Source organism: Citrobacter arsenatis (genome assembly GCF_004353845.1).
Lineage (GTDB): Bacteria > Pseudomonadota > Gammaproteobacteria > Enterobacterales > Enterobacteriaceae > Citrobacter > Citrobacter arsenatis.
Window position 1 is genome coordinate 593,318 of the sequence record NZ_CP037864.1, and the last position, 20,855, is coordinate 614,172.

22 protein-coding genes are annotated in these 20,855 nt (G+C 53.4%); 9 read left to right on the forward strand and 13 right to left on the reverse strand.

The genetic code is table 11. The features are described 5' to 3' along the window. Positions 1 to 19 precede the first annotated feature (19 nt). The 5 genes from nrdG to treR form a co-directional block, all read right to left on the reverse strand. The gene (gene nrdG / locus E1B03_RS03810; RefSeq protein WP_103768596.1) at positions 20 to 484 is read right to left on the reverse strand and encodes an anaerobic ribonucleoside-triphosphate reductase-activating protein; all 465 of its coding nucleotides are present in this window, start codon (positions 482 to 484) and stop codon (positions 20 to 22) included. A gap of 120 nt (positions 485 to 604) precedes the next feature. Continuing rightward, the gene (nrdD, locus tag E1B03_RS03815) at positions 605 to 2,743 is read right to left on the reverse strand and encodes an anaerobic ribonucleoside-triphosphate reductase (RefSeq protein WP_103768595.1); all 2,139 of its coding nucleotides are present in this window, start codon (positions 2,741 to 2,743) and stop codon (positions 605 to 607) included. A 408-nt stretch (positions 2,744 to 3,151) separates the two neighbouring features. Beyond that, complete coding sequence (gene treC, locus E1B03_RS03820) at positions 3,152 to 4,804, reverse strand: alpha,alpha-phosphotrehalase (protein WP_133085697.1); 1,653 nt, start codon at positions 4,802 to 4,804, stop codon at positions 3,152 to 3,154. 49 nt (positions 4,805 to 4,853) lie between these two features. Beyond that, a complete protein-coding gene (gene treB, locus E1B03_RS03825; protein ID WP_103768593.1) occupies positions 4,854 to 6,272 on the reverse strand; it encodes a PTS trehalose transporter subunit IIBC in 1,419 nt (472 codons plus the stop codon). 157 nt (positions 6,273 to 6,429) lie between these two features. Beyond that, positions 6,430 to 7,377 (reverse strand): trehalose operon repressor TreR, encoded by a 948-nt coding sequence (gene treR / locus E1B03_RS03830; protein WP_133085698.1) that lies wholly within the window; start codon positions 7,375 to 7,377, stop codon positions 6,430 to 6,432. A gap of 191 nt (positions 7,378 to 7,568) precedes the next feature. Here treR and mgtL point away from each other — a divergent pair, with 191 nt between their 5' ends. From mgtL to E1B03_RS03850, 5 genes are all read left to right on the forward strand, one after another. Next, complete coding sequence (gene mgtL, locus E1B03_RS26665) at positions 7,569 to 7,622, forward strand: mgtA regulatory leader peptide MgtL (RefSeq protein ID WP_219816547.1); 54 nt, start codon at positions 7,569 to 7,571, stop codon at positions 7,620 to 7,622. Positions 7,623 to 7,766: 144 nt separating this feature from the next. Further along, positions 7,767 to 10,475, forward strand: coding sequence for a magnesium-translocating P-type ATPase (gene mgtA / locus E1B03_RS03835; protein WP_103768591.1), 2,709 nt, complete (start codon positions 7,767 to 7,769; stop codon positions 10,473 to 10,475). Between the two features lie 374 nt (positions 10,476 to 10,849). After that, positions 10,850 to 11,827, forward strand: a complete 978-nt coding sequence (locus E1B03_RS03840; protein ID WP_103768590.1) for a TRAP transporter substrate-binding protein — start codon at positions 10,850 to 10,852, stop codon at positions 11,825 to 11,827. Positions 11,828 to 11,889: 62 nt separating this feature from the next. Then, positions 11,890 to 12,399 carry a TRAP transporter small permease gene (locus E1B03_RS03845; RefSeq protein ID WP_043018240.1) on the forward strand — a complete coding sequence of 170 codons (510 nt, stop codon included), beginning with the start codon at positions 11,890 to 11,892 and terminating at the stop codon, positions 12,397 to 12,399. A 30-nt stretch (positions 12,400 to 12,429) separates the two neighbouring features. Continuing rightward, positions 12,430 to 13,716 carry a TRAP transporter large permease gene (locus E1B03_RS03850; protein ID WP_006686394.1) on the forward strand — a complete coding sequence of 429 codons (1,287 nt, stop codon included), beginning with the start codon at positions 12,430 to 12,432 and terminating at the stop codon, positions 13,714 to 13,716. Positions 13,717 to 13,807: 91 nt separating this feature from the next. On the opposite strand, the gene ridA is transcribed toward E1B03_RS03850, so the two are convergent. The 5 genes from ridA to pyrL all read right to left on the reverse strand — a co-directional run bounded on the left by ridA (position 13,808) and on the right by pyrL (position 15,819). Then, entirely contained in the window at positions 13,808 to 14,194 is a 387-nt protein-coding gene (gene ridA / locus E1B03_RS03855) for a 2-iminobutanoate/2-iminopropanoate deaminase (protein WP_006686395.1), read from the reverse strand. Between the two features lie 76 nt (positions 14,195 to 14,270). Then, positions 14,271 to 14,732: an aspartate carbamoyltransferase regulatory subunit gene (pyrI, locus tag E1B03_RS03860; protein WP_003025816.1), complete on the reverse strand. Its 462-nt coding sequence runs from the start codon at positions 14,730 to 14,732 to the stop codon at positions 14,271 to 14,273. Positions 14,733 to 14,745: 13 nt separating this feature from the next. Beyond that, a complete protein-coding gene (pyrB, locus tag E1B03_RS03865) occupies positions 14,746 to 15,681 on the reverse strand; it encodes an aspartate carbamoyltransferase (RefSeq protein ID WP_016151493.1) in 936 nt (311 codons plus the stop codon). 2 nt (positions 15,682 to 15,683) lie between these two features. Next, entirely contained in the window at positions 15,684 to 15,737 is a 54-nt protein-coding gene (locus E1B03_RS26670) for a pyrBI operon leader peptide (protein ID WP_106875647.1), read from the reverse strand. After that, positions 15,718 to 15,819 carry a pyr operon leader peptide gene (pyrL, locus tag E1B03_RS03875; RefSeq protein ID WP_003025819.1) on the reverse strand — a complete coding sequence of 34 codons (102 nt, stop codon included), beginning with the start codon at positions 15,817 to 15,819 and terminating at the stop codon, positions 15,718 to 15,720. The genes E1B03_RS26670 and pyrL overlap by 20 nt, the downstream gene beginning before the upstream one ends. 238 nt (positions 15,820 to 16,057) lie before the next feature. Here pyrL and E1B03_RS03880 point away from each other — a divergent pair, with 238 nt between their 5' ends. Beyond that, the gene (locus tag E1B03_RS03880; protein ID WP_103768588.1) at positions 16,058 to 16,510 is read left to right on the forward strand and encodes a YhcH/YjgK/YiaL family protein; all 453 of its coding nucleotides are present in this window, start codon (positions 16,058 to 16,060) and stop codon (positions 16,508 to 16,510) included. 321 nt (positions 16,511 to 16,831) lie between these two features. Here E1B03_RS03880 and argF read toward each other — a convergent pair whose 3' ends face one another. Together argF and argL are read right to left on the reverse strand one after the other, a co-directional pair. Further along, positions 16,832 to 17,836 carry an ornithine carbamoyltransferase gene (argF, locus tag E1B03_RS03890; protein WP_103768587.1) on the reverse strand — a complete coding sequence of 335 codons (1,005 nt, stop codon included), beginning with the start codon at positions 17,834 to 17,836 and terminating at the stop codon, positions 16,832 to 16,834. Then, complete coding sequence (argL, locus tag E1B03_RS26675; protein WP_370867251.1) at positions 17,806 to 17,901, reverse strand: putative translational regulatory protein ArgL; 96 nt, start codon at positions 17,899 to 17,901, stop codon at positions 17,806 to 17,808. Before argL ends, argF begins: the two co-directional genes overlap by 31 nt. 98 nt (positions 17,902 to 17,999) lie before the next feature. Here argL and rraB point away from each other — a divergent pair, with 98 nt between their 5' ends. The 3 genes from rraB to E1B03_RS03905 all read left to right on the forward strand — a co-directional run bounded on the left by rraB (position 18,000) and on the right by E1B03_RS03905 (position 20,230). Further along, positions 18,000 to 18,425, forward strand: coding sequence for a ribonuclease E inhibitor RraB (gene rraB, locus E1B03_RS03895; protein WP_003025845.1), 426 nt, complete (start codon positions 18,000 to 18,002; stop codon positions 18,423 to 18,425). A 51-nt stretch (positions 18,426 to 18,476) separates the two neighbouring features. After that, positions 18,477 to 19,235: a tRNA isopentenyl-2-thiomethyl-A-37 hydroxylase MiaE gene (miaE, locus tag E1B03_RS03900; RefSeq protein ID WP_103768586.1), complete on the forward strand. Its 759-nt coding sequence runs from the start codon at positions 18,477 to 18,479 to the stop codon at positions 19,233 to 19,235. A gap of 164 nt (positions 19,236 to 19,399) precedes the next feature. After that, on the forward strand, positions 19,400 to 20,230 hold the full coding sequence (locus E1B03_RS03905) for a topoisomerase II (protein ID WP_133085699.1): 831 nt from the start codon (positions 19,400 to 19,402) through the stop codon (positions 20,228 to 20,230). 26 nt (positions 20,231 to 20,256) lie between these two features. On the opposite strand, the gene E1B03_RS03910 is transcribed toward E1B03_RS03905, so the two are convergent. Continuing rightward, entirely contained in the window at positions 20,257 to 20,760 is a 504-nt protein-coding gene (locus tag E1B03_RS03910; protein WP_133085700.1) for a GNAT family N-acetyltransferase, read from the reverse strand. Between the last annotated feature and the right edge of the window lie 95 nt (positions 20,761 to 20,855).

Here is a 20,855-nt window from a genome sequence, read left to right on the forward strand (position 1 = left end):
AATGTTTACCGCCTGAAAGTTAACGCAAATGATGTACGACCTGGTTGCTGCTGCCGCGCCAGATCAGCGCCGGGTCTTTAAGATCCTGCACAAATTTGCCATCGACCAGTACGTTGATGAGATCCACCACCTGCATTTGCGCAGCGTTAAGTTCCTCAAGCTTGTAGCCGGTCCACACCCAGATATCTTTTCCCGGACACTCAGCGCGAATACGCTGTACCAGTTGCAGAATATCCGGCACGTTTTGCGGATGCAGCGGATCGCCGCCTGACAGCGAAATCCCCTGACGATGAATGCGCGTGTCGTTCAGATCGGCAACGATCTTGTCTTCCATCTCTTTGGTAAACGGCTGGCCAGAATTGAGTCGCCAGGTGCTTTTGTTATAGCAACCGGGGCATTCATGTACGCACCCGGAAACAAACAGGGTGCAGCGCGTGCCGGGGCCATTGACGATGTCGACGGGATAATATTGATGGTATTGCATAGAGGATGTCCAGAAAGAATGTAGGCCGGATAAGGTGCTTGCACCGCATCCGGCAACATTGTGATGCCTGATGGCGACGCGATTGCGTCTTATCAGGCCTACGGCCTTTGCAAACGGAAATTAACCTATCTGCCCATTACCTAAATGCTTAACGCGGCGCTTCACTTCTTCCTGCTTACCGGCGTTAAACGGACGCGCGTCCGGGCTGCCTAAATAACCGCATACACGGCGGGTGACCGACACGCGCGCGGCGTCGTGGTTACCACATTTCGGGCAGGTGAAGCCTTTGCTGGTGCACTCGAACTCACCGGTAAAGCCGCACTCGTAGCATTCATCGATTGGCGTGTTGGTTCCGTAATACGGCACGTGTTGATAGCTGTAATCCCAGACGTCTTCCAGCGCTTTCAGGTTGTGCTGAATATTTGGGTATTCGCCATAGCAAATGAAGCCTCCGCTTGCCAGCGGCGGGTACGGCGCTTCGAAATCGATCTTGTCGTACGGGTTAACCTTCTTCTCCACGTCGAGGTGGAAGCTGTTGGTGTAGTAACCTTTGTCGGTAACACCTGGCACCACGCCAAACTCGGCGGTATCCAGACGGCAGAAACGGTCGCACAGGTTTTCACTTGGCGTGCTGTACAGGCTAAAGCCATAGCCGGTCTCGTCTTTCCACTGATCGACCGCCTGACGCAGGCGTTCCACAATGGCGATACCTTTGGCACGAAGCTGCTCGCTGTCATAGACATGTTTGTCGCCAAACAGCGCGTTGATGGTCTCGTGAATACCGATGTAACCGAGAGAGATGGACGCACGACCGTTTTTAAAGATTTCAGACACGTCATCGTCCGCTTTCAGACGCACGCCGCAGGCACCTTCCATATACAGAATTGGCGCAACGCGGGCCTTCACGCCTTCCAGACGCGCAATGCGGGTCATCAGCGCTTTACGCGCCAGCACCAGACGATCGTCGAGTAGTTTCCAGAAGGTGGCTTCATCGCCATGGGCTTCCAGCGCGATACGCGGCAGGTTGAGGCTGATAACGCCGAGGTTGTTACGGCCATCGTGAACCTGTTCACCGTTCTCGTTTTCCCACACGCCGAGGAAGCTGCGACAGCCCATTGGCGTTTTGAACGAGCCGGTCACTTTAACCACCTGATCGTAGTTCAGGATATCCGGATACATACGCTTACTCGCGCACTCCAGCGCCAGCTGTTTGATGTCGTAGTTCGGATCGCCAAACTTGTGGTTCAGACCATCACGAATCGCGAATACCAGTTTCGGGAAGACCGCTGTTTTGCGATTTTTACCCAGGCCAGCAATGCGGTTACGCAGAATGGACTGCTGGATCAAACGCGATTCCCAGCTGGTTCCCAGACCAAAACCGAAGGTGACGAACGGCGTCTGACCGTTGGCGGTATGCAGGGTATTCACTTCATACTCGAGCGACTGGAATGCGTCGTAGCACTCTTTCTCGGTACGGGAATGCGCATAGCCGTCGGCATCTGGGATCTGCCACTCTTCAGCGGTTTTGCGATGCTTGTTAAAGCTCTCGGTCACGAACGGTGCGAGAACTTCGTCAATACGGTTAATGGTGGTGCCGCCATAAATATGGCTGGCAACCTGCGCGATGATTTGCGCGGTGACGGCGGTCGCGGTAGAGATGGATTTTGGCGGTTCAATCTCCGCGTTACCCATCTTAAAACCCTGCGTCAGCATGCCTTTCAGGTCGATCAGCATGCAGTTAAACATTGGGAAGAACGGAGAGTAGTCGAGGTCGTGATAGTGAATATCACCACGCTCGTGCGCCTGGACGACATCACGCGGCAGCAGGTGCTGACGTGCATAGTGTTTAGCAACGATACCGGCCAGCAGGTCGCGCTGTGTCGGGATCACTTTGCTGTCTTTGTTGGCGTTTTCATTCAGCAAAGCAGAGTTGGTTTGCTCAACCAGACCACGAATTTCCTGGTTCAGACGGCCACGTTTTTCACGCTGTATATCGCGGTCGTGGCGATATTCGATGTACGCACGGGCGAGTTGTTTATACGGGCCAGACATCAGCTGGTTTTCTACCGCTGTCTGGATCTCGTTGATATCGACCTTGCTGCGCTCATTCATCTGGCTACTAACGACTTCTGCGACGGTGGCACAGTAATCTGCGTCATCGACTCCCGCTGCTTTAGCTGCACGCAGAATGGCTTCTTTGATGCGCTCTGATTTAAACGGCACTTTACAGCCATCTCGTTTCATCACATGCGGTGTCATGATCACTCCATATTTATAAGAACAGGTTATCCACAGAGGTTGGGGAAGCGGCCATGGCTTTATTCATCTATCTGGCCAATGACTTCCCGCAATCCTGACCCACTTTATCCACAATTCCACCGTCAAGCGGTGTACTGTAGTTGTAGCAATTGTAGTCGATTAATACAACATATTGGGTCGGCGTGCATTTTAAGTTCTATATGTAGTGATTTGCATCAAGGATGTTTACGATTTATTTGATGTAGCGCAAAGTAAAAATCGGAGCGTACAGATGACGGGCAGTACAGCGATTGTAAATTGTGGGCAGAAAATTCTGATTAATTATTCAACAAAAACAGGAAGGTAAGCTAAGCGTATGTAATAACGCCCGGTAGCGCTATGCGTACCGGGCCTAAACATCATTGCAAGCTATTTTTGCACCCACCAGACGGCTTCAAAAGGACGCAGCGCCATGTCACCAGGTTGGCTGGCGACCTCGGCATAGTTGTGCATTAGCACCTGCCAGTTTCCGTCGGTCTGGGTCGGCTGCCAGTTCTGGAAGGTATCGCTCAGATTCGCAATGACCAGCAGCCGCTGCCCTTGCCATTGGCGTTGATAGCACCACAGGTGCGGACTGTCCGGTAGCAGATCCTGGTAGTCGCCCCAGGTGATAACCGGCTCCGCTTTGCGCAAGGCGATTAGCTTCTGATAGGCATAGAACACCGAGTCGGTATCGCTCAGCGCTGCCGCCACGTTGATATCCGCCGTGTTGTCACACAGATTGATCCACGGCTCACCCGCGGTGAAGCCCGCGTGTTTGCTGGCATCCCACTGCATCGGCGTGCGGCTGTTATCACGGGATTTACTGGCGAGGATCGCCAGCAGCTCTTGCGCATCGCGCCCCTGGCCGTTCAGGGCGGCAAACATGTTATGGCTTTCCACATCGCGATAATCGGTAATCTGGCTAAAGTGCGGGTTGGTCATGCCGATCTCTTCGCCCTGGTAGATGTAGGGCGTGCCCTGCATGCCGTGCAGCACCATCGCCAGCATTTTGGCGGCCGGAACGCGGTATTTCCCTGCATCGCCAAAACGCGACACGATGCGCGGCTGGTCGTGGTTACACCAGAACAGCGCATTCCAGGCCTGATTGTGCATGCCCTGCTGCCAATGGCGGAACAGGGTTTTGAGCGCCACATAGTCGGGTTTTGCTAACGTCCACTTCTCACCGTTAGGGTAATCCACTTTCAGGTGGTGGAAATTAAAGGTCATCGACAGTTCGCTGCCATCGAGTGCGGCGTACTGCTGGCAGTTTTCCAGCGTTGTGGACGACATTTCGCCGACCGTCATCAGGCTGCGGGGCGTGAAGACGTCGCGGTTCATCTCGCGTAAGAACGCATGCGCGCGCGGGCCGTCGGTATAAAAACGCCGCCCATCACCGTCAGGATCGTTCGGGAAGTCCTGATCTTTAGAGATAAGATTCACCACGTCGAGACGCAGCCCGTCCACGCCGCGATCGGCCCAGAACTCGCACACTTTTTTAAGCTCGGCGCGGACCGCCGGATTCTCCCAGTTAAGATCGGCCTGCTCCGGAGCAAAGAGGTGCAGATAGTACTGCTCGCTTTCGGCGTGCCAGCCCCAGGCGCTGCCGCCAAATTTGGAGCGCCAGTTATTCGGCGGGGAGTCTGGCGTGCCGTCGCGCCAGAGATAAAACTGACGATACGGACTGTTTTTATCCAGCGCTTCCCGAAACCAGGCGTGCTGGGTTGAGGTGTGGTTAAACACCATATCGAGAATAATACGGATGCCGCGTGCTTTCGCCTGCGCCACCAGTTCGTCAAAGTCTGCAAGCGTACCGTAGGCCGGATCGACAGACATGTAATCCGCGACGTCGTAGCCGTTATCAACCTGCGGCGAAATATAGAACGGGGTTAACCAGATGGCATCGACCCCCAGTTTTTGCAGATAGTCGAGACGCTGCGTTACGCCGCGTAAATCGCCGGTGCCGCTGCCGGTGGTGTCCTGAAAACTCTTGGGGTAAACCTGATAGATAACGCCGTTTTGCCACCAGTGGGGAATATTCATGGTTGTTTCCTGGAAATACGTTGGGGCGCAACTGCGCCCCGAAGAAAAGTTAGACAATTTGTAATGTGCCCAGACGATGTTTGCGCTGGTAAACGAATGAGGTCAGTACCATTGGGATAACAATCGCAATGACCATCGCCATACCAAAGACCTGCCAGTAAGTCGGCTGGATGGAGAGGATGCCCGGCAAACCGCCGACGCCAATCCCATTCGCCAACACACCGTTCAGACCGCACAGCAGTCCGGCGAGACCGGAGCCGATCATTGCGCACAGCATCGGGAAGCGGTATTTCAGGTTGATCCCGTACATTGCCGGTTCAGTTACTCCGAGATAAGCGGAGATCGCGGCAGGAACGGAGATTTCTCGTTCGTTGTGTTTTCGACTGGAGATAATGATCCCGACTACCGCCGAGGCCTGGGCGATATTCGACAGTGCGATCAGTGGCCATACCGGCGTACCGCCCATGCTCTGAATCATCTGCATGTCGATGGCCAGCGTGGTCTGATGCACGCCGGTGATCACCAGCGGGGCGTACAAGAAGCCGAACAGCGCCGCGCCGATAGGGGCAAAGCTGCCGGTCAGCAGATGACGGACCGCAAACGCGACGCCGTCGCCGATCATGCGGCCAAACGGACCGATAAAGGCGTGCGCAAGGAACACTGCAAGGATCAGCGAACACACTGGGACTATCACCAGATACAGATAATCCGGGACGATGCGTTTCATGCGCGTTTCAATAAACCCGAGCGCCAGACCGGCCAGCAGTGCCGGAATAACCTGCGCCTGGTAGCCGACTTTCTCAATGCTGAACAGGCCGAAGTTCCACACTTCCGGCACCTGCTGACCGAGCAGATAGGCGTTCATTAACTGCGGTGAAACCAGGGTCACGCCCAGTACAATTCCGAGGATCGGCGTACCGCCCATTTTCTTCACCGCCGACCAGCAGATCCCGACCGGCAAATAGAAGAAGATCGCCTCGCCAATCAGCCACAGGAAGTCATAAAGGGTTTTCAGCGAAGGATGCATCTGCGCCAGCGTCTGCCCGTTACTCATGGGCAGATCGCCGATCACGTTACGAAAACCTAAGATCAGGCCGCCGCTAATCAGCGCTGGCAGCAGCGGGAAGAAGATCTCCGCAAAATGAGAAATGAGCTGCTCGTGCCATTTCATATTCTGCCGAGCGGCTTTTTTCGCCTGCTCTTTGTCGGCGCTGGCCTGGCCGGTTGTCGCCAGTAGCGCTTGATAGTAATCGCCCACCTCGGTGCCAATCACCACCTGAAACTGTCCGGCGTTGGTGAAGCAGCCTTTGACCATTGGCAACAATTCGATCTCTTTCGGCCTGGCGTTTGCTGGCTGATTCAGCACAAAACGCAGGCGAGTAATGCAGTGACTCACCGTGGCGATATTGTCGCGCCCGCCTACCAGCTCAATCAGCCGGTCGATGTCTGCTTGTTTTATTTTGCTCATGATGATGTGTGTTCCCCGTAGACCGGAAAAGATGCTGTAGCGTCGTCATTCGGCAACTCTCTCGTTGTTGGCGCCAGAGTATATCGCCGATGAATATTTAAAAATGGGAACGTTCCCGAAACACAGCGAAGATCACAAATTAACGCTCAGAAAGCGATCAGGAGAGGGTGGAAGGAATAATGATTTGTCGTGGTTCGCTACGGCCGTTGATCTGTTCGATCAGCTGCGAGGCCGCTTGTCGCCCGGCTTCGGCGTATCCTGGATCGACGGTGATAATTTCCGGATGGAGGAATTTCATCAGCGGCGTGCTGCCCACGCTCGCCAACTGCAGGTTCTCTATTCGCTGTTCCTGTAGATATTTACTGACCCCAAGGGCGAGGGTATCCGTTGCGCAGACTAAGGCGGTGGTTTCCGGGGTGATGACGTTGGCGGCCTGCTCATAGCCCTGCTTCATGGCCAGACCCGGCAGCGCGGCGACGGGGTGCAGTTTATGTTTCTTACAGAACGCCAGGTAGGCTTCATGGCGGCGCTTACCGGTGGTCACGTCGCTATGAGGAACGCCAAGAAAGCTAATCTGCCGATGCTCGCGATCGTATAAACGCTGCATCAGGGTGCGAATGGCGCCCTCATCGTCATAGCAGACGGAGGCAAAGCCTTTGGCATCTCTGGCCAGCAGCACCAGCGAATCCTGCCAGGAGGCGAGCATCGATTCGGTTATGCCGGTAAAACCAAACAGCACCACGCCGTCAATATTGCGGCGTCTGAGCATGCCGAGGTGCTCCTCAACCAGCTCGGGTGAGAACTGGCTTTCCATCATGATCGGGTCGTAACCCTGCTCATAAAAGGCGGGCAGCATGGTTTGCACGGCGAGATTTTCCGAAAGCGAGTCCAGACGCGTGACGATTATCGCCACCACCTTGTCGCTTTGCCCGCGCATGGCGCGTGCGGAGCGGGAAGGGGAAAAACCGTGCTGATTCATCACCGCTTCAACGCGTTCGCGGGTGCGTTCACTCACGCCGCTTTCATTGTTGAGCACACGGGAAACGGTTGATTTTCCCACACCGCTTAAGCGGGCGATGTCTTTAATTGTCAGCCGGTTTTGCATCCTGTTTTCCCGTGTCGCGTGTGAAGTTATGCCAAATAGAGAATAACTTTACTCAAGCGCGGCGCAATGGGCAAAGTCTGGTATACGTTTGGTTTAGTTTCCATGGTTTATCATAACGCCATAATTGCCACAAACCTTATGGTTTTCTGCGTATAATCCGCGGCGTTAATCATTCACTTACCGGAGGCTATATGGATCCCGATCCCACCCCTCTCCCGAGATGGAGAAACACCCCTTTCCGGTAAGCCTGTCTTTCACTGTCTTACCGGAACTGTAAGACAGTGACGTTCTGACGTCCCTGTTTTGATTTTAAAATTGCCATCAGGCAAGGCTTTGCCACGCCTGAATGATTTACTGCGCCTGTTGAGACTGGTGCAGAGGGACTGCCTATGTTCAAAAATATGACTCGCCAGCTGTTTGCCCGGCTAAACCGCCATTTACCGCATCGTCTGGTGCATCGCGATCCGTTGCCTAATGCTCAGACCGTTGCCAGCACGCCGATCCCGCCTTCGCTGAGCGAACACTGCCTGAAAATGGCGTTGATGGACGAAGCCGCGCTGTGGAAAACGTTCGGCGCGCATCCGGAAGGGTTGAACGCCGCGGAAGTCGAAAACGCTCGCGAATTACATGGTGAAAACCAACTGCCGGCGCAGAAGCCGTCGCCATGGTGGGTGCATCTGTGGGTCTGCTATCGCAACCCGTTTAATATTCTGCTGACCATCCTCGGTGCGATTTCCTATGCCACCGAAGACCTGTTTGCCGCTGGCGTCATCGCTCTGATGGTCGTCATCTCTACGCTGCTGAATTTTGTGCAGGAGGCGCGTTCCACCAAAGCGGCAGATGCGCTGAAAGCGATGGTCAGCAACACCGCCACGGTGCTGCGCGTTATCAACGAGAAAGGGGAGAACGGCTGGGTTGAACTACCGATCGACCAGTTGGTTCCCGGCGATATTATCAAGCTGGCGGCAGGGGATATGATCCCGGCCGACCTGCGCGTGTTGCAGGCGCGTGACCTGTTCGTGGCTCAGGCTTCGCTGACCGGTGAATCGCTGCCGGTGGAGAAAGTCGCAACCAGCCGCGACCCGCAGCAAAGCAACCCGCTGGAATGCGATACCCTGTGCTTTATGGGCACCAACGTGGTGAGCGGAACAGCGCAGGCCATCGTGATTTCAACCGGAGCCAATACCTGGTTCGGGCAACTGGCGGGCCGCGTCAGCGAGCAGGAAAGCGAGCAGAATGCCTTCCAGAAAGGGATTGGTCGCGTCAGCATGTTGCTGATCCGCTTTATGCTGGTGATGGCGCCCATTGTGCTTATCATTAACGGCTATACCAAAGGTGACTGGTGGGAAGCGGCGCTGTTCGCCCTGTCTGTGGCGGTGGGATTGACCCCGGAAATGCTGCCGATGATCGTCACCTCGACGCTGGCGCGCGGGGCGGTGAAGCTGTCAAAACAAAAGGTCATCGTCAAACACCTCGACGCCATCCAAAACTTTGGCGCGATGGATATCCTGTGTACCGATAAAACCGGCACCCTGACCCAGGATAAAATTGTGCTGGAGAATCATACCGATATCTCCGGTAAACCCAGCGAACACGTCCTGCATTCCGCGTGGCTGAACAGCCATTATCAGACCGGGCTGAAGAATCTGCTGGATACGGCGGTGCTGGAAGGCGTGGATGAAGAATCTGCCCGTCAGCTCTCTACCCGCTGGCAGAAAATTGATGAGATCCCGTTTGATTTTGAACGTCGCCGCATGTCGGTGGTGGTCGCGGAAGAAACCGATGTGCATCAACTGGTGTGCAAAGGCGCGCTACAGGAGATCCTCAGCGTCTGCACCCAGGTGCGCCACAACGGCGAGATTGTCCCATTGGATGAGGGCATGCTGCGTCGGGTGAAACGCGTTACCGATACGCTGAATCGTCAGGGGCTGCGCGTAGTGGCGGTGGCCACCAAGTACCTGCCTGCGCGTGAGGGCGATTACCAGCGTATTGATGAATCCGACCTGATCCTCGAAGGCTATATCGCGTTCCTCGATCCGCCGAAAGAGACCACCGCGCCGGCGCTCAAAGCGCTGAAAGCCAGCGGTATAACGGTGAAAATCCTCACCGGCGATAGCGAGCTGGTGGCGGCGAAAGTGTGTCATGAAGTGGGGCTGGATGCGGGCGATGTGGTTATCGGTAGCAGCATTGAAGGGTTAAGCGATGACGAACTGGCAACGCTTGCTCAGCGCACCACACTGTTTGCTCGCCTGACGCCAATGCACAAAGAGCGCATTGTCACGCTGCTCAAGCGCGAAGGCCATGTGGTTGGCTTTATGGGCGATGGCATCAACGACGCCCCGGCGCTGCGCGCTGCGGACATCGGTATCTCCGTTGACGGCGCGGTTGATATTGCACGTGAAGCCGCTGATATCATCCTGCTGGAAAAGAGCCTGATGGTGCTGGAAGAAGGGGTGATCGAAGGACGCCGCACCTTCTCGAACATGCTGAAATACATCAAAATGACGGCCAGTTCTAACTTCGGTAACGTGTTTAGCGTATTGGTGGCGAGCGCCTTCTTACCGTTCCTGCCGATGCTGCCGCTGCACTTACTGATCCAGAACCTGCTGTACGATGTATCCCAGGTGGCGATTCCGTTTGATAACGTCGACGAAGAGCAGATCAAAAAGCCGCAGCGCTGGAATCCCGCCGAGTTGGGCCGCTTTATGATCTTCTTTGGACCGATCAGCTCGATCTTCGACATTCTGACCTTTTGCCTGATGTGGTTCGTCTTCCATGCTAATACGCCAGAACATCAGACGTTGTTCCAGTCTGGCTGGTTCGTGGTGGGCCTGCTGTCGCAAACGCTGATTGTGCATATGATACGTACCCGTCGCGTGCCGTTCATCCAAAGCCGCGCCGCATGGCCGCTGATGCTAATGACGCTGGTGGTGATGGTGGTGGGCATTGCATTACCGTTCTCGCCGCTGGCCAGCTATCTGCAATTGCAGGCGCTGCCGCTGAGCTACTTCCCGTGGCTGATTGCGATTCTGGCGGGTTACATGACATTAACCCAGTTAGTGAAAGGTTTTTATAGCCGCCGCTACGGCTGGCAGTAATCCTCAATGTCTCTGCAGGATGGTGTTAATACCATCCTGCATTCTTTTTTTCATTCGAAAGATATTCTCCCGAAATATTGGTGTTTTATTTTTATTGAAATACTAACGCGGCTAATTAGTATAAAACCGCGTCTTTTGCGTTGCTTTTTTATCAGGAAAACGATCTGCGTTGCAAAAATGAAACAGCGTGCTAAAAATTATAGAGCTTGGTTTTTTTTTGTGAAGGCAGTCATCGAAATAAATTGTTACACCAGTTAGTCTGCGCAGGTAACGTCGTTAAGAAAGTTTCTCGCTGCCCATTTTTAATTCCGGCAGTCATTTGCTCTGCAAGCTATTCCTGTTAATGGATATTATGAACTTCTGGAGAAGGACAAATGAAACTGACAAAAAACCTGATAAGTCTGTGTATTGGTGCGTCTGTATTACTGGCGAGTCATGTAACGCTGGCACAGACCTTCCGCGCCGCAGACGTGCACCCGGCTGATTACCCGAACGTTGTTGCCGTCAAACATATGGGGGAAAAACTGAGCGCCGCGACCGACGGCCGTCTGGAGATTAAAACATTTCCCGGTGGCGTGTTAGGTGATGAAAAACAGATGATTGAACAAGCGCAATTAGGCGCTATCGATATTATTCGCGTCTCGATGACACCTGTCGCTGCTATCCTCCCTGAAATTAACGTATTTACCTTGCCCTATATTTTCCGTGATGAAGACCATATGCATAAGGTTCTCGACGGCATGATCGGTCAGGAAATTGGCGACCGCCTGACTGCCAACACCAAATCACGGCTGGTGTTTTTGGGTTGGATGGATGCGGGGACGCGTAATCTGATCACCAAGAATCCGGTGGTGAAACCGGAAGATTTACACGGTATGAAAATCCGCGTTCAAGGGAGCCCGATAGCGCTGGATACCCTGAAAGCGATGGGCGCTAACTCCGTTGTAATGGGCGTCAGTGAAGTCTTTAGCGGCATGCAGACCGGCGTTATTGATGGCACGGAAAATAACCCGCCAACGTTTGTTGCGCACAACTATTTGCCGGTCGTGAAAAACTATACCTGGAGCAAACACTTTATTATTCCTGAGCTTTTTTTGTTCTCGAAAGCTAAATGGGATAAGTTGAAAAAAGAAGACCAGGATCTCATTATTAAACTCGCTAAAGAAGCTCAGGTAGAGCAACGCAAACTTTGGCAGGATTATAATGCAAAATCGCTGGAAACTATGAAAACCAACGGCGTTCAGTTCCACGATATTGATACGGACTATTTCTATAAAGCCACGCAGTCAGTGCGGGATAATTACGGTAAAGACCACCAGGATTTGATCAAACGTATTCAGGATGTGAAGTAATTCATCAGGTGGAGGATATCAATCCTCCACCTGAATCTTTTGATTAATTCGAGGTGATGATTATGGGTGAATGCTATTCATCGGTAATGGATTTTCTTTATCGGGTGTCAATGTGGATTGCCGGTATCGCATTATTGGTCATGGTCGCCATTATCCCTATTGGCATATTCGCGCGTTATGTTCTGAATAACGCCCTGTCATGGCCTGAGCCAGTCGCTATTCTCTGTATGGTGACATTCACCTTTATTGGCGCGGCGGTGAGCTATCGCGCAGGTTCTCATATCGCGGTGAGCATGGTGACTGACCGTCTGGGTGATGCTTCCCGCCGTTATTGCTCGGTAATCGCAGACGTTATGTTAGTGGCGATAAGCCTGTTTATCCTCTGGTACGGAACCAATCTCTGTCTTGAACTGTGGGACCAGCCCGTGGCGGAATTCCCGCTTTTAAGCGCCGGGCAAAACTATCTTCCGTTGCCGATTGGCTCTGCCATAACGCTGTTGTTTATTGCGGAAAAGATTTTCCGTGGCCCGCAGTATCAACGTCCCGTTGTCATGCTGGGATCGACCAGCTAGTTACCGCCCCCATTTCAGAAAGGAAAGCAGATGGATGCATTTATTCTCGTCTTTACGCTCGGCATTATGCTGGCGATTGGGGTACCGGTAGCGTACGCGGTTGGCATTAGCGCCATCATTGGGGCCTGGTACATTGATATTCCGCTGGAAGCGGTAATGATCCAACTGACCAGCGGAGTGAATAAGTTTTCACTGCTGGCGATCCCGTTTTTTATTCTGGCTGGAGCGATCATGGCCGAAGGGGGAATTGCGCGGCGGTTGGTGAACTTTGCCTATATTTTTGTCGGTTTTATCCGCGGCGGGCTGTCGCTGGTGAACATTGTGGCGTCGACCTTTTTTGGCGCCATTTCCGGATCGTCCGTGGCAGATACCGCGTCTATCGGTTCGGTAATGATCCCGGAGATGGATAAAAAAGGTTATCCGCGCGACTTCGCCGCGGCGGTAACCGCCAGCGGCTCGGTGCAGGCGATCCTCACACCGCCCAGCCATAACTCGGTCATTTACTCGCTGGCAACGGGTGGGACAGTGTCGATTGCCGCGCTGTTCATCGCCGGGATCCTGCCGGGCCTGCTGTTAAGCTTCAGCCTGATGGTGATGTGCGTGGCGTTTGCCCACAAACGCGGTTATCCAAAAGGGGAGCGCGTACCGTTTCGCCAGGCGCTGAAGATTTTCGTCGATACGCTGTGGGGCTTGATGACGGTTGTGATCATCATGGGCGGGATCCTGTCAGGTATCTTTACCGCGACGGAGTCGGCGGCGATTGCCTGTCTGTGGGCTTTCTTTGTCACCATGTTTATCTATCGTGACTATAAATGGTCTGAGTTGCCGAAGCTGATGTTCCGCACGGTGAAAACGGTCACGATCGTCATGATCCTGATCGGCTTTGCCGCTGCGTTCGGTGCCGTCATGACCTATATGCAGTTGCCGATGCGTATCACCGAAGCCTTCACCAGCATCTCGGACAATAAATACGTCATCCTGATGTGCATTAACATCATGCTGCTGCTGATCGGTACGCTGATGGATATGGCGCCGCTGATCCTGATTTTGACACCGGTACTGCTGCCGGTGACCAACGCGCTCGGCATTGATCCGGTCCATTTTGGCATGATCATGTTGGTGAACTTAGGGATCGGCCTGATTACGCCGCCGGTAGGGTCGGTGCTGTTTGTGGCCAGTGCGGTGAGTAAGCAGAAAATAGAGCAGGTGGTGAAGGCAATGCTGCCATTCTATGCCGTGCTGTTCCTGGTGTTGATGCTCGTAACGTACATTCCGGCGATTTCGCTGTTCCTGCCGAAACTGTTTGGCGTGATGTGATAAATGCCCGGTGGCGCTCGCGCTTACCGGGCCTACAAACTACGCTTGTGTAGGCCGGATTACGCGAAGCCGCCATCCGGCACAAGGTGGTTTAGCGACGAACGGCGATCGCTTCAATCTCGATTTTCACGTCTTTCGGCAGACGGGCAACTTCCACACAAGAACGCGCCGGGAAAGTCGCGTTGTGCTCGGTGAAGAACGCTTCGTAGGTCGCGTTTACGGTTGCGAAATCGTTTAGATCTTTTACGAAGACGGTCGTTTTTACGATGTCGCCCACTTTCAGGCCTGCTGCTTCAACGATAGCTTTTACGTTTTCCAGCGACTGACGTGCCTGAGCGGACACGTCTTCCGATACGGCACCGGTTTTCGGATCGACCGGGATCTGACCGGAAGTAATTACCATGCTACCCAGGTCAACGCCCTGTACGTATGGGCCGATTGCTGCTGGTGCATTTTCCGTCGCGATAGTCTTGCTCATGATTTCTCCTGAATTACAGCGGTAATTGAATGTTCCTGGCCATTATAGAGAGGCCACATTTCATAACCAACCCCAATTAGTTGGCCAGCACCACATAATGCGAAAACTCTTTTTCACAGTATTTGCATTTGAGTGCGATGTCATCAGCGCGCTTTTTCACTGCAAAACTGGAGGAAACCGGCTCAGCATGACTGATACAGTTGCTGTTCGGGCAAACCAGTACATTGTCAATACGCTCAGGCAGGCTCGGACGTGATTTACCCACCACGTCGTAATCGTCAATGCGGTTTACCGTTGCCTGCGGGGCATACAGGGAGAGCTGGTTTACCTGCTCGTCGGTCAGGAACGTATTTTCGATTTTAATCAGATCCTTACGGCCCATCTCGCCAGACGGCAGGTTCAGACCGATGGTGATGCGCTGGTCGGTTTCCGTCAGTTTGAACAGCGTCAGCAGCTTAAAACCAACCTGTGCGGGAATATGGTCAATCACGGTGCCACGTTTGATGGCTTCAACCTGCAGTTTGTTATCGTGTGTCATCTCTTTTTCTCCCTTACAGTGCCAGTTCGCTATTCAGTACCAGTGCCAGTAACGCCTGGCGGGCGAAGATGCCGTTGCCAGCCTGCTGGAAATACCAGGCGTGCGGCGTCTTATCGACGTCGGTGGTGATTTCATCAATACGCGGCAGCGGATGCAGCACCTTCATATTCGCTCTGGCGCCGTTCAAATCGCTGGCGCGCAAAACAAACTGGGCTTTCACGTTGGCGTATTCGGACGGGTCCAGACGCTCTTTCTGTACGCGGGTCATGTAGAGGATATCGACCTCTGCCATTACCTCTTCAATAGTGCCGTGCAGGCTCCAGGCGATACCTTTTTCGTTCAGCATATCCAGAATGTATTGCGGCATGGCCAGCGCGTCTGGGGCGATGAAGTAGAAACGGTTACCTTCAAACTTCGCCAGCGCCTGGGTCAGGGAGTGGACGGTACGGCCATACTTCAGGTCACCCACCATGGCGATTTGCAGATTGTCCAGTCGGCCCTGAGTTTCCTGAATGGTAAACAGATCCAGCAGCGTTTGGGTGGGATGCTGGTTGGAGCCGTCGCCTGCGTTCAGTACCGGAACGTTGCCAGAGAACTCCGTTGCCAGTCGCGCAGCGCCTTCCTGCGGGTGGCGCATTACGATGGCGTCGACATAGGTGCTGATGACGGAAATGGTATCGGCCAGGGTTTCGCCTTTTTTGCCCAGCGACGTGTTGCTGCTGTCGGAGAAACCCACCACGCTGGCGCCCAGACGGTGCATGGAGGTTTCAAAGGATAAACGGGTGCGGGTTGACGCCTCAAAGAAGCAGCTGGCGATGACCTTATGCTTCAACAGCTCCGGCTGCGGGTTAGCTTTTAATTTCGCCGCCGTCGCGAGGACCAGATTGAGGTCATCGCGGCTGAGGTCGTTTATGGAAATGATGTGTTTTTGATAGAGCGGGTTAGCCATGTTTATCTCCTGACGCCTGGGCAAAAAAAAAGCCCCTCAATTGAGGGGCTCGGAATGGGTGATCAACGGAAAGAAAAACGGCAGGCCAGCGTCCTTTTTCAGACGCGGTAAGACAAAATGTCGTACACACTGAACCATACATCCTCCCGGCAAATTGTCCGCGATTATACTCAGCTCCGTTATGGGATCAAGCGAAAAATGCACAATTTATTCATCGCAAACGATTCTCATGAATATTCATTCACCCTGAACGCCAAACAGCAGTAATGCGATAAACATGCGTTGACGCAAAATATCGGCAAATAGCAGTGGTATGGCAGCGTGTTTTTTCGTATAACAACCAAAATGAAACGATGTTTTAATTAAGGGGTTTGAGATGATCGTCGGCAATATTTACAACCTGGATACCTGGCTGCCGGAAGAGCTGCGTCAGGCGATTGAACACATTAAAGCGCATGTGACGGATGCGACGGCAAAGGGTAAGCATGATATCGACGGCGATCGTCTGTTTTATCTGATTGCTGAAGATATGACCGAGCCGTTTGCACAGCGCCGCGCCGAATATCACGCCCGCTATCTGGATATTCAGATCCTGCTTAAAGGTCAGGAAGGTATGACCTTCAGCACGCAGCCTGCGGGCGCGCCGGAAACAGACTGGCTGGCGGACAAAGATATCGCCTTCGTGGCGGAAGGGGTACAGGAGAAAACGGTGGTACTGAACGAAGGTGACTTCGTGGTGTTCTATCCGGGCGAAGTGCATAAACCGCTGTGCGCGGTCGGTGCTCCAGCGATGGTACGCAAAGCGGTGGTTAAGTTGTTGGTTAAGTGATGGACCGTAGGCCTGATAAGCGTAGCGCCATCAGGCACAACGGTGCAGATTGCCGGGTGCGGCTTCGCCTTACCCGGCCTACAACCTCGCTCCCGTAGGCCGGGCGAAGTGCATAAACCGCTGTGCGCGGTCGGTGCTCCAGCGATGGTACGCAAAGCGGTGGTTAAGTTGTTGGTTAAGTGACGGACCGTAGGCCTGATAAGCGTAGCGCCATCAGGCACAACGGTGCAGATTGCCGGGTGCGGCTTCGCCTTACCCGGCCTACAACCTCGCTCCCGTAGGCCGGATAAGATGCTGAGCATCGCCATCCGGCATATGCCCTTACTTTGCCAATGTTGCCACCATTACCGCTTTGATGGTGTGCATCCGGTTTTCCGCCTGATCGAATACGATACTGGCGGGTGATTCAAAGACCTCATCGGTCACTTCCATCCCGCCGTGCAGACCATATTCCTGCGCCATTTGTTTACCAAGCGTGGTTTGATCGTCATGAAACGCGGGCAGGCAGTGCAGGAATTTCACCTGCGGATTGCCGGTCAACGCCATCATCGCGCTGTTAACCTGGTATTTACGCAGCAGCGCAATACGTTCGGCCCACTTCTCTTTCGCTTCGCCCATTGATACCCAGACGTCGGTATAGATGAAATCCGCGTCTTTCACGCCCGTAGCGACATCTTCGGTCAGCGTAATATTGCCGCCGTTTTTCAGCGCTTGCGCTTTGCACTCCGCAACCAGGCTTTCCTCCGGCCAGCAGGCCTGTGGCGCGACCAGGCGCAGATCCAGTCCGGTTAACGCCGCAGCTTCCAGCATGGAATTGCCCATGTTGTTGCGGGCATCACCGGTGTAGACCAGCGTCATCTCATTAAACGCTTTACCCGGCAGGTGTTCCTGCATCGTGAGTAAATCGGCCAGCAGTTGGGTAGGGTGAAACTCGTTGGTTAATCCATTCCATACCGGAACCCCGGCATATTCCGCCAGCGTCTCCACAATCTCCTGACCGTGGCCCCGATACTGAATACCGTCGTACATACGACCGAGCACGCGGGCGGTGTCTTTGATCGACTCTTTATGACCAATCTGGCTGCCGCTCGGCCCGAGATACGTCACGCGCGCGCCTTGATCGTATGCGGCAACTTCGAAAGAGCAACGGGTACGGGTTGAGTCTTTTTCGAAGATGAGCGCAATGTTTTTACCGCTGAGTTTAGCGACCTCAGTACCGTTTTTCTTATCTGCCTTCAGCTGTGCGGCGAGCTGGAGCAGTGACGTGAGTTCAGCAGAGGTGAAATCAAGCAGTTTCAAAAAATGTTTCTGATAAAACGCAGACATGGTTCCCTCACATGGCTTAGGCCATTTATTGAATTAAAATTCAATTTATATGGATGTTTATTCATTTGCAACCTTGTTTAACAAATCTTTCCTGGAAAGGTGGAGGCAATGACAACGGTATGTGACAATAAGAGTATCGGCAGGACATTATGAGGAACGAGCCATGGCAAACCCGGAACTACTGGAAGAACAGCGTGAAGAAACGCGCTTGATTATTGAAGAGTTACTCGAAGATGGCAGCGATCCCGACGCGCTGTACACCATCGAGCATCACCTTTCCGCGGACGACTTTGAAACCCTGGAAAAAGCGGCAGTAGAAGCCTTCAAGCTGGGTTATGAAGTGACCGAGCCGGAAGAGCTGGAAGTGGAAGAAGGCGACACGGTTATTTGCTGTGACATCCTGAGCGAATGCGCTCTGAATGCCGAGTTGATTGACGCTCAGGTTGAGCAACTGATGAACCTGGCGGAAAAATATGATGTGGAATACGACGGTTGGGGCACCTATTTTGAAGACCCGAACGGCGAAGAAGGTGAAGACGGCGACGATGAAGATCTCGTCGACGAAGATGATGACGGCGTGCGTCACTAAGTCATCTGCTGACCTACGGTGGCGTCTGCTGCCGTAGGCCAAGGACAACGTATGGATTACCTGCAAATACTCTCCCCGATCCACAACTTCCTGCACTGTAAAACGCCTCAGGCCTGGCTTGATAAAGCGCGAGAACCAGCGAATCTCCCACTGTTACTGACCGATCACCTCGTCTGTGAGCTGAAAGCGGCGCAAACGGCCATGCTGCTGGTGCGTAAGTATGTCGCAGATAAACAGGGCGCGCAGGCGCTACTGGACTGGCTGAAACCCTATGAGGCTTTTGCTTTCAGAGAAGGGGATGAACCGGATTTTATTGCACTGAATAAACAGATAAGCAAAAGCGTGATGCCACAAACCGACGACCCATGGGGACGCAGGCTTATCGACAGTATGGTTTTGCTGATCAAAGAAGAGCTGCACCACTTCTGGCAGGTGCGTGAGGCGATGATGAGCCGCAACATTCCCTATATCAAGATTACCGCCAGCCGTTACGCCAAAGGCATGCTCAAAGAGGTGCGAACCCACGAGCCATTAACGCTGATCGATAAACTGATTTGCGGGGCGTACATTGAGGCGCGTTCCTGCGAACGATTCGCCGCGCTGGCACCGTATCTGGATGACGATTTACAGGCGTTTTACCTGTCGCTGCTGCGATCCGAGGCGCGCCACTATCAGGATTACCTGGCGCTGGCGCAGCAGGTTTCTGCAGACGATATCAGTAGCCGGGTGCGGTTCTTTGGCGAAGTCGAAGCCGCGTTGATTACCTCTCCCGACGATGAATTCCGCTTCCACAGCGGCGTACCGGCTTAGCTCCCTTCTTTGACGCGTGGTACCTCTCGCCACGCGCTTTAATCCTTCCTGTTTTTGTTAGCAAAATCTGGTGGCTGGAAATCGCTCGCTGCTGCCGTAATAATCAAAACACGCGAAGGGGAAATATATCCCTATACAGAGACAATTTGGCATAAGGATGGTTAATGAACTGGGCACACGTATTGTTGGCGGGTTATATCGGGGCGGTGATTGCTATCGTTGTCGGCATGTTTCGTAAAAAAGGCTGGCTGGGCAAGATTTCCGGCGCGGTGGTTTTTGTGGTGGCAATTATCGCGTGGAATCTGTTTGATGTGCACTACCTGATCCCCCGTGAAAGCCCGGATTATGGGCTGACCGAAGAACAGCAGTTTGAAAAGGCGATGCTCTCCAATCCGGCGTTTCAGGTAATTAAGGAGCAGGAACCTGCGCTGACACAAAAAATTATCAGCCAGGCCGCGCAGATGAAGAGATCTGGTAGCAGTGAACAGCAGGTTATCGACGCGATACAGCCGCAAATTCTTCAGTTGCAAATGGCGAGATTGCAGCAGGCGCCAGATGCCAATGTCATTGAATATATGAAAATTAATCTTGAGCAGATTGCTGCAGTGGCCAAAATTGGTGATGACGAATGCTTCCGCTTTTTGTTTCCGGCGGTAAAAGGTGGGATTAACCCGGCACGTCTTGTTCCGCGTGAGATCATGGATCGTCGCATGGCGAGTGATATGAGCATGATGTATGCCTCTCACGGCCCGAAAAAACATACGGTCACGGCAGAGGAAAAGCAGCTGGCGTTGCAGGATCTGCAAGCAATAAGCCCAGGGCTGGTACAGCGCTACGGGGACGATATTCAGATTATGGCTGACCCGACTAAAGCAGTCGGCAAAGAGAAGATTGCCTGTGAGATAGTGCAGGACCTTTGGTCACAGGTACTGAAGTTGCCAACCGCTCGCGCGGCTGGCGTGATTCGCCTGATGCTTTCAGCTGAGATGCAGTAAAGCCGATATGGCCCCTCGGCATGATGTCAGAGGGGCTTTAACATCCGCACTTCGCAATCCACGTGCCCGGTACAGCCCAGCGCTTCGCTGATATGCTCAAAGCCTAAATGTTCATACAGGCGGATTGCCTCGGTCAGAAACGCCGTGGTTTCCAGATAGCACTGCTTAAAACCCTGCTCGCGGGCATGTGCGAGCGCCATCAGCGCCAGCTTTTTCGCCAGTCCCTGACCACGTGCGCTCGACAGGAAGTACATCTTCTGTAGTTCGCAAATGTCCGGTTCGCTACATCCTAACGGCGCAACGCCGCCGCCGCCCACGACTTCACCGTTTTGCTCAACCACCCAGTAGGCCGCGCCCGGCTGGCTGTAAACCTGGAAAAGTTCGTCCAGATTAGGGTCGGCAACGGTATAGCCTTTATCGGCGGTAAGCCCGTATTCAGCGGAAACTTTGCGGATCACAGCGGCGATGGCGGCGTTGTCTGGTTCGGTGATTCGACGCAGGGTTAGCGTGGATGGCAGCACAGCATTCATAATATGGCTCTATTCTAAAAATACAATTATATATTAATTTAATACCACTCTCTTCTGCCGGGTGCAAGACGTTACTGAATCAGAAAAAAATAAAA